General features: G+C 43.2%; 11 protein-coding genes. 2 read left to right on the top strand and 9 right to left on the bottom strand.

The window, feature by feature from the left end:
* Positions 1–174 precede the first annotated feature (174 nt).
* Positions 175–2637: a DNA topoisomerase IV subunit A gene (gene parC, locus LCU_RS02600; RefSeq protein WP_081038310.1), complete on the bottom strand. Its 2463-nt coding sequence runs from the start codon at positions 2635–2637 to the stop codon at positions 175–177.
* Between the two features lie 18 nt (positions 2638–2655).
* Positions 2656–4668, bottom strand: coding sequence for a DNA topoisomerase IV subunit B (parE, locus tag LCU_RS02595; RefSeq protein ID WP_004270294.1), 2013 nt, complete (start codon positions 4666–4668; stop codon positions 2656–2658).
* 201 nt (positions 4669–4869) lie between these two features.
* Between parE and plsY the strand changes: the two genes are divergently transcribed.
* Positions 4870–5487, top strand: a complete 618-nt coding sequence (plsY, locus tag LCU_RS02590; RefSeq protein ID WP_004270300.1) for a glycerol-3-phosphate 1-O-acyltransferase PlsY — start codon at positions 4870–4872, stop codon at positions 5485–5487.
* A gap of 39 nt (positions 5488–5526) precedes the next feature.
* Here plsY and LCU_RS02585 read toward each other — a convergent pair whose 3' ends face one another.
* Positions 5527–6288 carry an ABC transporter permease gene (locus LCU_RS02585; protein ID WP_056966135.1) on the bottom strand — a complete coding sequence of 254 codons (762 nt, stop codon included), beginning with the start codon at positions 6286–6288 and terminating at the stop codon, positions 5527–5529.
* A complete protein-coding gene (locus LCU_RS02580) occupies positions 6272–6931 on the bottom strand; it encodes an ABC transporter ATP-binding protein (protein WP_056966133.1) in 660 nt (219 codons plus the stop codon). The genes LCU_RS02585 and LCU_RS02580 overlap by 17 nt, the downstream gene beginning before the upstream one ends.
* 157 nt (positions 6932–7088) lie before the next feature.
* Here LCU_RS02580 and thiD point away from each other — a divergent pair, with 157 nt between their 5' ends.
* Positions 7089–7883: a bifunctional hydroxymethylpyrimidine kinase/phosphomethylpyrimidine kinase gene (thiD, locus tag LCU_RS02575; protein ID WP_056966130.1), complete on the top strand. Its 795-nt coding sequence runs from the start codon at positions 7089–7091 to the stop codon at positions 7881–7883.
* A 44-nt stretch (positions 7884–7927) separates the two neighbouring features.
* On the opposite strand, the gene budA is transcribed toward thiD, so the two are convergent.
* The 5 genes from budA to hslV form a co-directional block, all read right to left on the bottom strand.
* A complete protein-coding gene (budA, locus tag LCU_RS02570; protein WP_004270316.1) occupies positions 7928–8647 on the bottom strand; it encodes an acetolactate decarboxylase in 720 nt (239 codons plus the stop codon).
* A 17-nt stretch (positions 8648–8664) separates the two neighbouring features.
* Positions 8665–10347: an acetolactate synthase AlsS gene (gene alsS, locus LCU_RS02565; RefSeq protein ID WP_004270314.1), complete on the bottom strand. Its 1683-nt coding sequence runs from the start codon at positions 10345–10347 to the stop codon at positions 8665–8667.
* A 158-nt stretch (positions 10348–10505) separates the two neighbouring features.
* Entirely contained in the window at positions 10506–11384 is an 879-nt protein-coding gene (locus tag LCU_RS02560; protein ID WP_056966128.1) for an aldose 1-epimerase family protein, read from the bottom strand.
* A 23-nt stretch (positions 11385–11407) separates the two neighbouring features.
* Positions 11408–12826, bottom strand: a complete 1419-nt coding sequence (hslU, locus tag LCU_RS02555) for an ATP-dependent protease ATPase subunit HslU (RefSeq protein WP_004270302.1) — start codon at positions 12824–12826, stop codon at positions 11408–11410.
* A gap of 11 nt (positions 12827–12837) precedes the next feature.
* On the bottom strand, positions 12838–13383 hold the full coding sequence (gene hslV / locus LCU_RS02550) for an ATP-dependent protease subunit HslV (RefSeq protein ID WP_004270318.1): 546 nt from the start codon (positions 13381–13383) through the stop codon (positions 12838–12840).
* Positions 13384–13531 lie beyond the last annotated feature (148 nt).

The raw sequence follows: 13531 nt of genomic DNA, 5'->3' as shown, positions 1-13531 counted from the left end.
TTAAACTCTTTTGAAAGATTGATTTATAGCTATTTATCTACTTAAAATATTTTTATAACCCCACCATTTAAATTGTGCAAAACTTATTTTGCTGTTATAGTACAAAACCAAAAAATCCGTATATTATGTATAACAGAAAAAAGCAAGTCATCACATAGATGACTTGCTTTTTTATTATTTTGACTCGTCTTCATTTTTAACTGGAATAGTCGTTTGAACAAATGCCGGTTGTCCAACTTCATCAACATCCATCACAAAACTACCGTTCGAATAACGGTCGGCAGTTGCATGTTGATAAGGGTTAATTGCAATCACTTCTTGCTGATCAGTATGAATCAGTAACTCGCTTGCCTGCTCAACACTAACCATTGCTGCTACCCGATGTGGTTCTTTCTTCAATTCACGGAGAATTAAGACCCCACGACGCGCACGACTTGTTAAACCAACCTCACTTAAGAGCATCCGTTTAAAGGCGCCCCGTTGCGTCACAATGGCAACGGCTGCATGTTTATCTTCTGGATGATATAACGTAAAGCCGGTGACAACATCCCCATCTTTGAGATCCATTAATTTGACCCCACCGGCCTTAGCACCTGATACAGAGACTTCAGATAAGGTAAAACTCAATCCATAACCTTTATAGCTAGCACTAAAGACGGCTAGCCCTTCATCACTTGGAATCCAGTTCACGTTTGTCACATGAGCATCTGCATGCAACTTAATAAAGTCTTGTGCCTTAGAACGATATGTTCGACTTGGCAAGAGGTCAGAGAAGACAGTTTGTTTAATATAGCCATCATCCGTCCCAATCACAAAGTAGCCAGCCTGTTCATTTGGCTTAAAGGCAAATGCTGCAATAATCGCTTCATCAGCCGCCAAACCAATCGATTGCGAAATATGTTCGCCCATTTCCTTCCATTTCAAATCAGCAATTTCATGAACTGGTCGTTGAATTAAATGTCCGTAATTGGTGAACATCATCAATTGATCTAAGGTTTGTAGTGGCTTTTGTAAAATGGCAAAATCGCCGTCTTTCAAACCGCTGTCGGCCCCTTCAGATGCTTGATACGAGCGCAAACTACTACGTTTCAAGTAGCCGTCATGGCTAACTGCAACCATGACGGTTTCGTCAACAACAGTCACACTGGTATCAATTTCAAGCGTCTCAATTTGTGCTTCAATTTCAGTTTTTCGGTCACTCCGATAAGTTTTGACCATTGCTTTTAACTGCGCCTTAATCACCCGTGCAAGTGCTTTTGGATCACCAAGAATCATCCGGTATTCCTTAATCGCTGCATCAAGTTCAGCTGATTCTTGTTCCAAAGCAGTCACATCGGTATTCGTTAACCGGTATAATTGCAGTGAAACAATCGCTTCAGCTTGGGCTTCTGTGAAGGCGTAGCTTGCCACTAAATTATCTTTAGCGTCTTTTTTATTCTTGCTACCACGAATCGTCGCAATCACTTGATCTAGAATCGAGAGCGCCTTGATTAGCCCTGCGACAATGTGCTGACGATCCAATGCCTTTTGTAAGGTATATTTTGTCCGCCGAATCACGACTTCTTCTTGATGTTCCAAGTAGGCATGGAGGATTTCTAATAAGCCAACCTGTTTAGGTTGCATATCCGAGATGGCGACCATATTAAAGTTATATGTGATTTGCAGATCCGTATTTTTGAACAGATAATTCAAGATCCCTTGACTATCCGCTTGCTTTTTCAATTCAACAACGACTGATAAGCCCATCCGATCACTTTCATCTCGTACTTCAGCAATCCCATCGACCTTCTTTAAAACGCGTAATTCATCAATCTTCTTGACCATCATAGCCTTGTTGACTTCATAAGGAATTTCGCTAATCACGATTTGTTCCCGATTGCCGCGTAATTGTTGGATGCTGGTTTTTGCCCGGACGACAACTCGACCGCGACCAGTTTCATAGGCTTTCTTAATCCCATCGACCCCTTGTAAGATCCCACCAGTTGGGAAATCAGGTCCTTTGATGAAGGTCATCATTTTTTCCAACGTTGCATCGGGATGATCTAATAGATAGACTAAACCATCAGTCACTTCACCTAAATTATGTGGCGGAATTTCAGTCGCGTACCCAGCTGAAATCCCAGTTGCCCCATTCACTAAGAGATTTGGGAACCGAGCTGGTAAAACAGTGGGTTCTTCAGCGGTATCATCGAAGTTTAAAACGAAATCAACCGTCTTTTTATCGATGTCCTTGAGCATTTCACCAGCAATCTTACTTAAGCGTGCCTCAGTATACCGCATTGCTGCTGGTGGATCCCCATCCATTGACCCATTATTCCCATGCATTTCAATCAGTGGTTCACGTAATTTCCAGTCCTGACTTAACCGGACCATCGCTTCATAAATTGAACTATCCCCATGCGGATGGAAATTCCCCATGACATTCCCGACAGACTTCGCTGACTTCCGGAACCCTTTATCATAAGTATTCCCATCGATGGACATTGCGTATAAAATTCGCCGTTGAACGGGTTTTAACCCATCGCGAATATCTGGTAACGCCCGCTCTTGAATGATGTATTTTGAATAGCGGCCAAAGCGGTCGCCCATGACTTCTTCAAGCGTTAGCTCTTGAATTTTTTGTGCTTCATCAGCCAAATTTAATCACTCACTTTTCTATTCGTCTAATTGGTCAAATAAATCCACTTCAGCGCTTGAAGTTGTCGGTGCTGGTTGACCATTCGTTGTATCTAAGATGCTACCATCTTCAGCCATTGTGAACTTAACGTTTTCTTCAATCCACTTCCGACGTGGTTCAACTTTATCGCCCATCAACGTTGTGACGCGGCGTTCAGCTAAGGCTGCATCATCAATCCGCACCCGAATTAACGTCCGACTCGTTGGATCCATTGTGGTATCCCAAAGTTGATCAGCATTCATTTCACCCAACCCTTTGAAACGTTGTTGACTGTAGCCTTTACCCATTTCTTTAGCGACGACTTTCAATTCATCATCAGTCCAAGCATAGGCAATCTTCGTTTTTGCCCCAGCACCTTTTTGGAGCTTATACAATGGTGGCAAGGCAATGTAGACTTTTCCGGCTTCAATTAACGGCCGCATATAGCGGTAGAAGAAGGTTAACAACAAAATTTGAATATGGGCCCCATCGGTATCCGCATCGGTCATGATGATGACTTTATCGTAATTGCTGTCTTCAAGTTTGAATTCAGCCCCGACTCCGGCCCCAATCGTGTAAATCATCGTGTTGATTTCTTCATTTTTTAGAATTTCTTGTAATTTCGCTTTTTGGGTATTTAAAACTTTGCCCCGCAATGGCAAAATCGCTTGGAATTTCCGATCGCGCCCTTGCTTAGCAGAACCCCCAGCAGAATCCCCTTCGACCAAGTACAATTCATTCTTCGCCGCATTTTTCGATTGCGCTGGTGTTAGCTTCCCAGATAATAAGCCATCGGATTTCTTCTTTTTCTTACCATTTCGACTTTGTTCACGTGCTTTACGCGCAGCTTCACGTGCTTCGCGTGCTTTTAATGATTTACGCACTAAGGCTTGCGCAAATTCACCATTTTCAAGTAAGAAAAAGCTCATTTGTTCATAAACCAAACTATCGACAGCTGTCCGCGCTTGTGGCGAGCCTAGCTTACCCTTGGTTTGCCCTTCAAATTGCAAGAGTTCTTCTGGAATCCGGACAGACAAGACGGCACTAAGACCTTCACGTACGTCGGAGCCTTCCATGTTTTTATCCCGTTCTTTGAGCAAGTTTACCTTGCGGGCGTAATCGTTAAAAGCTTTGGTTAAGCCGGCTTTCATCCCAGCTTCATGGGTCCCACCATCACCTGTCCGGACATTATTCACAAATGACATGATGTTTTCGGAGTAGCCATCGTTATATTGACCCGCAAATTCGACTTCAATGTCTTCTTTGGTGCCTTCGAAATATAACTTATTACCAATCGTATCTTTATCTTCGTTCAAATAATCGACAAATGATTGAATCCCTTCTGGGTAATGGAAGACATCTTCACGTGCTGGCTCAGCGCGTAAATCGGTCAACGTAATCTTGACATCTTTGAGTAAAAAGGCAGATTCGCGTAATCGTTCTGCTAAGGTATTGTAGTTATAAGTAGTCGTTTGAAAAATTGTCCCATCTGGCTTAAACGTAATTAACGTGCCGTTTGGTTCTTTAGCTTTGCCAACTTTTTTCAAGGTACCAACCGGGTGGCCCCCATTTTCAAAGCGTTCTTCGTAGGCAACACCATCACGCACAACGCGGACGGTCAACCATTCGGATAAGGCATTGACGACACTCGCGCCAACCCCATGCAAACCGCCGGATGTTTTATAACTGTTTTGGGTAAATTTCCCACCTGCGTGAAGCACTGTCAAAATAACTTCAATCGTAGGAATCCCAGATTGGTGCATCCCAGTCGGCATCCCACGACCATGATCACGGACACTAATACTATTATCCGCGCCAATTACGACGTTGATTTCTGAACCAAAACCAGCCAAGGCTTCATCGACAGCGTTATCGACAATTTCGTACACCAAATGGTGCAAGCCGCGACCGTCAGTTGAGCCAATGTACATGCCAGGCCGTTTTCGAACTGCTTCTAGACCTTCTAAGACCTGAATCGAATTATCATTATAATCTTGTTTTTGATTTGGCATTCAAGTATGACTCCTTTGTTTAAAAATGAACAGATAAGGTATATTATCAACAAGTTTGGATGATTTTACAATCAAAAATTTAAAATTTCTTGCCAATACAAATGTATGTTCGTATTCACCTATTCTAACATACAATATTCCTTTTCCCTTGTCAAAATGCTAAAATAGGGGAAACAAATGCCACAAATAGGAGTTTTTGTCATGAAACTTAGTCTTATCTTTATTCTTGCGTACCTGATCGGTTCGTTCCCATCAGGCGTTATTATCGGCCGCGTTTTCTGTCACAAAGATCCCCGAGATGCTGGAAGCCATAATATCGGCACAACTAACTCGTATCGCGTGCTCGGCCCAATCGCTGGGACAGCCGTTTTATTTCTTGATATTTTAAAAGGCACACTTGCTGCTAGCCTACCGATGATTTTTCACATCCCCAATCATGCATTGGTCTTAATCGTCGGCTTAGCGGCCGTTGTCGGTCATGCTTACTCCATCTTTTTACACTTTACGGGGGGAAAAGCCGTTGCAACCAGCGCAGGCATCTTACTGGCATACAATCCACTTTTCTTCGTAATTGCCAGTACCATCTTTATCAGTGTCATCCTGATTACAAGTATGGTTAGCATGGCTAGCATCCTCGGTCCATTGATGATTGCGATTTTATCGTTTTACACGCATGATTGGCTACTCGGTTCGATTGCGACCTTGGTCTTACTTTTCCTGGTCTACCGGCACCGCGAAAATCTACAACGCATTAAAAATGGCACTGAAAACTTAGTGCCATTTGGCCTGTACTATCGCTATAAACAAAAACATCAATAACTAAAAAAACGCCGAACGGGCGTTTTTTTGTGCAATCAGTTAAAGATCAATCAATTGTTCCCGTTCATTGTAAAATGATCGATAAGCTAAGTAACACGCAATCACTGAACCAAGACTCGTTGCCGATAATAACATAAAGGTCACTAATATCTGGTACATAATGGCCTTGACTGGATCAATTCCGGCAAAAATCAGGCCCGACATCATCCCTGGCAGGCTGACAAGCCCCATCGTTTTAGCGGAATCGATCGTGGGTGACATCCCCGTACGAATACTCTCACGAATAATGGCAATTGATGCTTGTTTAGCGGTCGCTCCCAAGGCGAGTCGTTCCAAAACAGGTTGCCGTTCATCCTTAAATTGCGCCAGTAAGCTGCGGTAACTCAAGCCAATGGCGACCATCGAGTTGGAAGCAATCATCCCAGTAATTGGAATAATTTGCGATGGAATAAACTTAATCGCCCCAGATAAAACAAGTAATCCTAACGTGACCCCAGTACTTGTTAAAATTGCGATAAATGAAATTGGAAACCCGTTGCGTAGTTTCCCCGCCCGCTTTTTGGCATTTGCTGCGGCGTTAAAAATAATGATCAGCATCATCAATAACGTTAGCCACACATCGTTAATATGAAAAATGAATTTCAGTAAATAACCAACGATAAGTAATTGAATGATTGCGCGAAAAACACTGATAATCATATCTTTTTCAAGACCGATTTTTTCATGGAAGCTAATGACTAATGCGACAAACACTAATGTCACAGCAAACGTCAGTGAAAGACCATTAACGGCTAAGTTCATCTTGATTTACCAATTCGCCAGCAACAATTTGCACCTGGCGCCCTTTCCGTTGTAATTCTTCTGTATCGTGGGTAATGGCAATAATTGTGAGCCCGCAATCCTCATTGAGGTGCTGGACAAACGCCAATACAATTGCCTTATTAGCGGCATCTAAACCAGTCGTAATTTCATCAAGTAATAAAACTTCCGGTGGAAATAAAACATTACGAATCAAGGCAATTCGTTGCTTTTCACCGCCCGATAACGTGGTAATTTTTTTCGTTAGTGGCATGTTGGCTAACCCAACCGCTGCCAACGCTTTTTCAATTGCTGCCATATCGACCGGTAAATTACGAATCTCGTATGGAAAACGTAAATTATCCCCGATTGTTTCACCAAATAACGTTGCTTGTTGAAAACAATACGAAACCTTTTGTCGATACTGATTGGGACTAAACTGGGTCAGTGGCTGATCATTTAATAAAATGGTGCCACTTGTCGGCGTTAGTAAGTCCGCAATTAACCGTAACAAGGTACTCTTACCACCCCCAGAAGGTCCTGTAATCGTTAAGTAACTGCCTTTTTCAACGGTTAAATTAATGTCGGTTAAAATCACTTGTTGATCAACCTGATAAGATAATCGTTCGATTTTTAATTGAATCATAAGTCCCTCCTGACAATTATTTAATTCATAGTATACACGAAATTCACTTAATTAGTGTCTTCTGCTGATTGAAAAAAGGACACCTAAAAGCTTATACTAATATTAGGATATATTAAGTGATGGACGTTCCGTCCGCTCTGGAAAAGAGATGTTGATAATGTTAAATAGCTTTCCGCAAGTCATGACAATTGCCGGTTCCGATTCTGATGGCAGTGCCGGTGCGCAAGCAGATTTAAATACTTTTTTTGCCCGTAATGTTTATGGTATGAGCATTTTGACAGCCTGTGTTGCTGGAAATTCATATGGGATTCGTGCTAGCCAAGCACTGTCTCCCGACTTTATTGATGCCGAGTTTGAAGCAATTGCAGCCGACTTTCAGGTTCGCGCTTGCAAAACAGGAATGTTAACCGACCGTGAGACCATTCTAACCGTTGCTAATCAGTTGAAAAAACATGACTTTGGTCCCCTAGTGTTAGATCCGGTCATTATTACCAAGCATGAAGCATTGTTGTTGGCAGATGATGCTTTTAACACACTAAAGACAGAATTAATGCCCCTTGCAACTGTCCTAACGCCTAATTTCTACGAAGCGCAAAAATTAACTGGTATTGAACTGAAGACACCTGCTGATTTCCAAGCTGCTGGCCAAGCACTATTGGCAATGGACGCAAAAAACGTCATGATTAAAGGCCATCACGAGGCCGGACAATCAATCGTTACAGACTACGTTTGCCTTGCCGATGGACAAGAATTTTGGCTATCAGAACCTTACGTTGAAACCACCCATATTAATGGGACGGGCGATTCACTTTCAGCTTGCATCTGTGCTGAAATCGCTAAGGGACAGACAATTGAGGCTGCCATTAAGACCGCTAAACAATTTGTTCACCGCGCCATCGCTAACCCGATTGAAGTCGGCCACAAGTACGGTCCAATTAACCACCATGCTTAAAATACAAAAAAGCCCACGGAAAAATCCGTGGGCTTTTTGAATGTTTAGTGTTCTGCTTCTTCAATATCGGCATTGACTTGTTGTAAGTCAAAGTCACTCTTTAAAAAAGCTTCGTTATCACTTGGGAAGTGCTGTTCAAACGTTTCAAACGGTTGGAGCGTCATTTGAGCATCGACCACGGTATAGTCTAGAATATGACCGCCAAAGTCGTGCGTATCGTTTAAGAAGTGTACGTGATAGCCTGCAACAGCTGCGCCTTGATAAAGCGCTGGTGCATAATACCCAATCAACGTGCCCGTTACGTCTGTTTGTTCAAACTCCGGTTGCACTCGGGTTGCAGCAGTCAAATTCGGATAAGGTTCCTGTTGTGTTTGGACGGCCCGCGTATGCATGACTTTGAAAGTCCCAGTCATTTTAACCGCAAAAAACAAGTTTTTTAACGGTGCTTGCGCTAGAATTTGCGTTTCTAACTCAGCCTTTGTGCGTTGATGAACCGCTTGTGTAGGTAATGATGAATCTTGCCAATGCACTGTCGCAAATGGAACTGTCGCATCAGGTGCGAGTTCAGTCACTTGGCCATCCCCATTCACAGTATAAGCATGGCCATCTAATAAGACCAGTTCGCCAGCTAAACCGTGCGCCGTCCCGATTCCAAAATTCCCATGGGTTAATAATTCAGCAACGGTCATTGTCCCTGTAAAGAGCCCCGGAATTAATAGGGCTAACGTTCCGTGTTGATAAACGCGTTTGACATCATTTGTCATTGATTTTCCTCCTCAAATTAAACGAGTTGGTCAGGTAATAATGCTTGGCCTAATAATTGATTATCTTTGTAATCAACGGGCACATCTACAAGGACGGGACCATCAATGGCAAAGGCTTGATCCAATACTTTACCAAGATCTGCGGCTTTTTCGACCCGTAACCCGGTTGCACCAAAACTCTCTGCATATTGGACAAAATCAACGGGACCAAACTTAACGGCCGCTGATTCGCCATATTTCATTTCTTCTTGGAATTTTACCATGTCATAATAACCGTCATTCCAAATAATATGCACGATGTTTAAGTTCAGACGCACCGCAGTTTCTAAGTCTTGACCTGAGAATAAGAAGCCACCATCTCCCGAAACCGACACAATTTGTGTATTTGGCCGCACTAGAGCAGCACTGATCGCCCATGGCAATGCCACACCTAAGGTCTGCATCCCGTTACTAAAGAGCAAGTGCCGTGGTTCGTAACTTCTAAAATGCCGCGCCATCCAGATGTAATGACTACCAACATCGACCGTGACGGTCATTTCGTCGGTGACCCGTGCTTGCAGTTCTGAAATAATGTTCAACGGATGACTAAGTGGATTATCGGTCGTCATTTCAGGTGCCGTGTCACGTTGATTGAGTTCTGCGTGCAATTCAACTAAATAATCACGCACATCGCCCGCTAGTTGATACCCCTTCATATAAGGTAATAAAAAGTCTAGGGTCTGCGCAATATCGCCGACCAATTCTTTTTCAGGTTGGAAATTATGATCGATTTCAGTGCGCATATCATCAATCACCATAATGTGCGCATCACTTTCAGCGTTCCAGTTACGCGGTTCATATTCGATTGGATCATAGCCGACTGCAATAACAAGATCACTGCGTTTTAGAATGCGGTCGCCTGGTTGATTCCGGAATAAACCAACTCGCCCATAAAAATCAGTCTCTAAATCACGCGAAATGACACCGGCTGCTTGGAACGTTTCAACGACCGGAATGTGGGTTTCAGCCACTAAATTGCGAATCGCTGCTGTCACTTCTGGTGAAGAAGCGCGCATACCAACTAAAAGTACTGGTAATTTTGCTTCTTTAATCCGTTGTGCCAAAAGCGTCGTTTCAACGGGACTGGCTGGCCCTAATTTAGGCGCCATTAGCGGTTTAATCACTTTAGAATGAACTTCTGAGTCCGTGACATCTTGTGGGATGCTGACAAACGTTGCGCCCTGTTTAGCGGATTCAGCTTCTTGATAGGCGTTAGCAATCACTTCTGATAAATTCTCAGGTTCTTGGACTTCCGCACTGAATTTTGTGATTGGTGCGAATAAAGCGGCATTACGCATGCTTTGATGCGTTAGTCGCAACAAATCAGCGCGTTTCACTTGACCGGCAATGGCTAAGACTGGATCACCTTCTGCCGTTGCTGTCACGACCCCCGTCGCTAAATTACTGGCACCAGGGCCTGAAGTCGCCATTACAACGCCTGGTTTGCCCGTAATCCGACCAATCCCAGCCGCCATGAAGGCTGCATTTTGTTCATGGCGCGTCAAAATTAATTTGGGCGTCTTTGGATTAACGGGATGTTCTAGTCGTTCAAAAACCCGATCAATCTTCGCACCCGGAATCCCGAACACGTACTCAACATCATGATTTACTAAACTATCGATGATGGCATCCGCGCCGTAATACTTCTTTTCTTCAGTCATGACTTACCCTACCTAACCTATGATTTTATAACTTATATCTTAGCATGGAACTACTGGAAAAACTAGCAGAGTGCGTTTAGAATGCGTTACCCGCCTACAGCCAGTTTACTAAAAAAACGCACTCACCATCTTGGTAAGTGCGTTTTTTTAATCATTCATTAACGAACAGTAATTTCATAACTTGCATTAAACGTTTCACCTGCAGCCAGTTCGTTGACACCAAATTTTTCTGAAAGTTCACCGCTTGCGTCAACGGTATCCGCAATCCCCCACCAAGGTTCAAGGCACACAAGGTTGCCTTCTGTTGGATAAGGTGACCAAACACCGATGAATGGGGCGCCAGCCAATTTCATGGTCACTGAGTGGTCCGTTTTTTCAGAACGAATACTGAATTCATTGGCTTGACCCTTTAATTCGTAGATTAAGGCGTCATTTTTAAATAATTGGTGATTGATATCCGTTGCGACGTCGGTTGGTGCTAACGTCCGGTCGTTCAAATTAATGAAGGCCCCTTGCAATGGGATCTTAACCCGTGATTTTTGTGGGCGGTAGTCTAAGAAATAATCTTCAAATTGCGTGTCATCCGTTAATGGGACTTTAAATCCTGGATGACCCCCAATTGAGAAGTACATTGGCCCGCTTGGCGCAACATTGCGGACGTCATAGCCAACCGTCAAATGCATATCATGAACACGATAGCTCACACGTAATTCAAATTCAAATGGATACACGGCCCGGCTGTCAGCGTCTGCTTTCAACAAGAAAGTCACGGCGTGGTCCGATTGTTCTTCGATACTGAATTCGCGATCACGTGCAAAACCGTGTTGACCCATCGGATAGGTTTGGCCATTATACGTATATTGGTCTGCTTTTGAACGCCCCACGAATGGGAATAAAACGGGTGCGTGCCGGCCCCAAACATCGGGATCAGCTTGCCATAAATATTCAAGCCCCGAAACGGCGCCCTTAATACTTTGTAATTCGGCGCCTTTTGGACTGAGGGTCACCGTTAAAAATTCGTTTGCAATTTGGATCATCTTAAAATACCACCTTTTAAAAATTATAGAATAAAGCGGGTTAAATCTTTATCGGCTGCAATATTACCGATCTTATCGTTGACATATTGTTCTGTGATGGTGATATCCCCCATCTGCATGTCAGGACCTTCAAAGAGAATATCCTCTAATAGCTTCTCTAAGATGGTGGCCAAACGACGCGCACCAATATTATCGGTATCATGGTTAACTTGGAAGGCAATCGCAGCAATGCGGCCAATTGCTTCCATCGTGAAGGTGACGTGCACCCCATCGGCGCCAATCAACGCCATGTATTGTTTTACAAGTGCGTTGTTTGGTTCCGTTAAAATTCGGATGAAGTCTTTTTCAGTTAAATCTTCAAGTTCAACCCGGATTGGGAACCGTCCTTGTAATTCAGCGATTAAATCGCTGGGTTTTGATTCAGCAAACGCCCCTGAACCGATAAATAAGATATGGTCGGTCTTCAAAACACCGTATTTCGTATTGACTTGTGAGCCTTCAACGATTGGTAAAATATCACGTTGAACCCCTTCACGAGAGACTTCACCAGATTGTTTTTTGCCACCAGCCGTAATTTTATCAATTTCATCGATAAAAATAATCCCGGTATTTTCAGCACGTTGGAGCGCATCATGGTAAATATCGGCATGGTTGACTAATTTAGCGGATTCTTCTTGAATGAAAACTTCACGCGCTTCTTTAACCGTTACCGTCCGCGTAATTTTTTTCTTCGGCATAATTGAACCCAGAGTATCGTTTAAATCAATTCCCATCTGGCCCATCATATCGTTCATTGGGGCAACTTTTTTCGGTTCATCAACTTGAATTTCGATTTCCCGGTCATCTAACAAGCCTTTATCTAACTGTTCTTTAACAGATAACCGTTCGTTACGGATATCATCCGTCACTTCTTCTGGTTCAGTTTGTCCGAAACCAGCTGGTGTTTCCCCTTTTTGAAGCGCGTTAAACATGTTCATTAAATCATTCATGTTGTTATTGTTCTTACGTTGTTCCTTTTTAATGCCCGGTACTAGTAGTTTAACCAAGCGCTTGTCTGCTTGACGAGCAGCCTTAGCACGAACGTTTTTAAATTGTTCTGTTTCTTCCATATGCACAGCCACATCAGCTAAGTCGCGGACCATTGATTCAACGTCACGTCCCACATACCCCACTTCGGTAAATTTAGTGGCTTCAACCTTGATAAATGGGGCATCGACAACTTTCGCTAACCGTCGGGCAATTTCTGTTTTCCCGACCCCAGTTGGCCCGATCATTAATAGATTTTTAGGCGTGATTTCTTGTTGCATTTTTGCACTGAGTTGCATCCGGCGATAACGGTTGTATAGTGCAACCGCAACGGCTTTTTTAGCTTGATCTTGGCCAATGACAAATTGATCAAGTTCGGCAACGATTGTTTTGGGTGTTTTATTCATTAAGTCCATTGTGCGACCTCCTAAAATGATTCGACAATCACGTTGTGGTTGGTGTAAACATCGATTCCACCAGCAATATCAACACTGGTTGTGACGATTTTTTCAACGGATAAGTCATCTTTTCCTTCAAGTAATAATGCGGTAGCTGCTGCTTGGGCGAAATTGCCGCCTGAACCCACGGCAATCACTTGATCACCTGATTCCGATAGCGTATCAGGGGTGATGACTTCACCATTCCCTGAAATTAATAAAATATCAGTCGCATTGACCGCAATCAACATCGCTTCTAATTTTTGAAGCGTTGGATCTTTACGCCAGTCTTGCGCTAAAGCAACAGCAGCATGTTGCAGGTCGCCTGAATACTTTTCTAATTTTTGTTCAAACCATTCTTGTAGCGTAAAGGCATCTGCAACACCACCAGCAAAGCCGATTGCGACTTGATTACCATAAATTCGACGGACCTTTTTAGCAGAATCCTTCGTCACAAATTTTTCGCCCATGGTGACTTGACCGTCACCGGCGATAGCTGTTTTACCATTATGTTTAACTGCACAAATTGTTGTCATATGAATTACTCCTAACGTTGTTTGGGGATTGGGCGGGGCTTAACGTGCTTTTCAAACTAACTTTCTGCGCTTAGCGCTGTGAATCAAATCAGCGACTTTATCGCTAATTCGCTTCCCTGTGCTAGTGCTCAAAAGTTGAACAAGCTTG

Origin of the sequence: Latilactobacillus curvatus JCM 1096 = DSM 20019, from assembly GCF_004101845.1 — a bacterium.
GTDB lineage: Bacteria > Bacillota > Bacilli > Lactobacillales > Lactobacillaceae > Latilactobacillus > Latilactobacillus curvatus.
Note: the sequence above shows the minus strand (reverse complement) of the source record. Positions and strands in the feature narration are given on the sequence as shown.

Bases quoted from the DNA above. Each gene is read 5' to 3' on its own strand.
- parE (WP_004270294.1), bottom strand. From the start codon at position 4,668: ATGCCAAATCAAAAACAAGATTATAATGATAATTCGATTCAGGTCTTA.
- plsY (WP_004270300.1), top strand. From the start codon at position 4,870: ATGAAACTTAGTCTTATCTTTATTCTTGCGTACCTGATCGGTTCGTTC.
- LCU_RS02585 (WP_056966135.1), bottom strand. From the start codon at position 6,288: ATGAACTTAGCCGTTAATGGTCTTTCACTGACGTTTGCTGTGACATTA.
- LCU_RS02580 (WP_056966133.1), bottom strand. From the start codon at position 6,931: ATGATTCAATTAAAAATCGAACGATTATCTTATCAGGTTGATCAACAA.
- thiD (WP_056966130.1), top strand. From the start codon at position 7,089: ATGTTAAATAGCTTTCCGCAAGTCATGACAATTGCCGGTTCCGATTCT.
- budA (WP_004270316.1), bottom strand. From the start codon at position 8,647: ATGACAAATGATGTCAAACGCGTTTATCAACACGGAACGTTAGCCCTA.
- alsS (WP_004270314.1), bottom strand. From the start codon at position 10,347: ATGACTGAAGAAAAGAAGTATTACGGCGCGGATGCCATCATCGATAGT.
- LCU_RS02560 (WP_056966128.1), bottom strand. From the start codon at position 11,384: ATGATCCAAATTGCAAACGAATTTTTAACGGTGACCCTCAGTCCAAAA.
- hslU (WP_004270302.1), bottom strand. From the start codon at position 12,826: ATGGACTTAATGAATAAAACACCCAAAACAATCGTTGCCGAACTTGAT.
- hslV (WP_004270318.1), bottom strand. From the start codon at position 13,383: ATGACAACAATTTGTGCAGTTAAACATAATGGTAAAACAGCTATCGCC.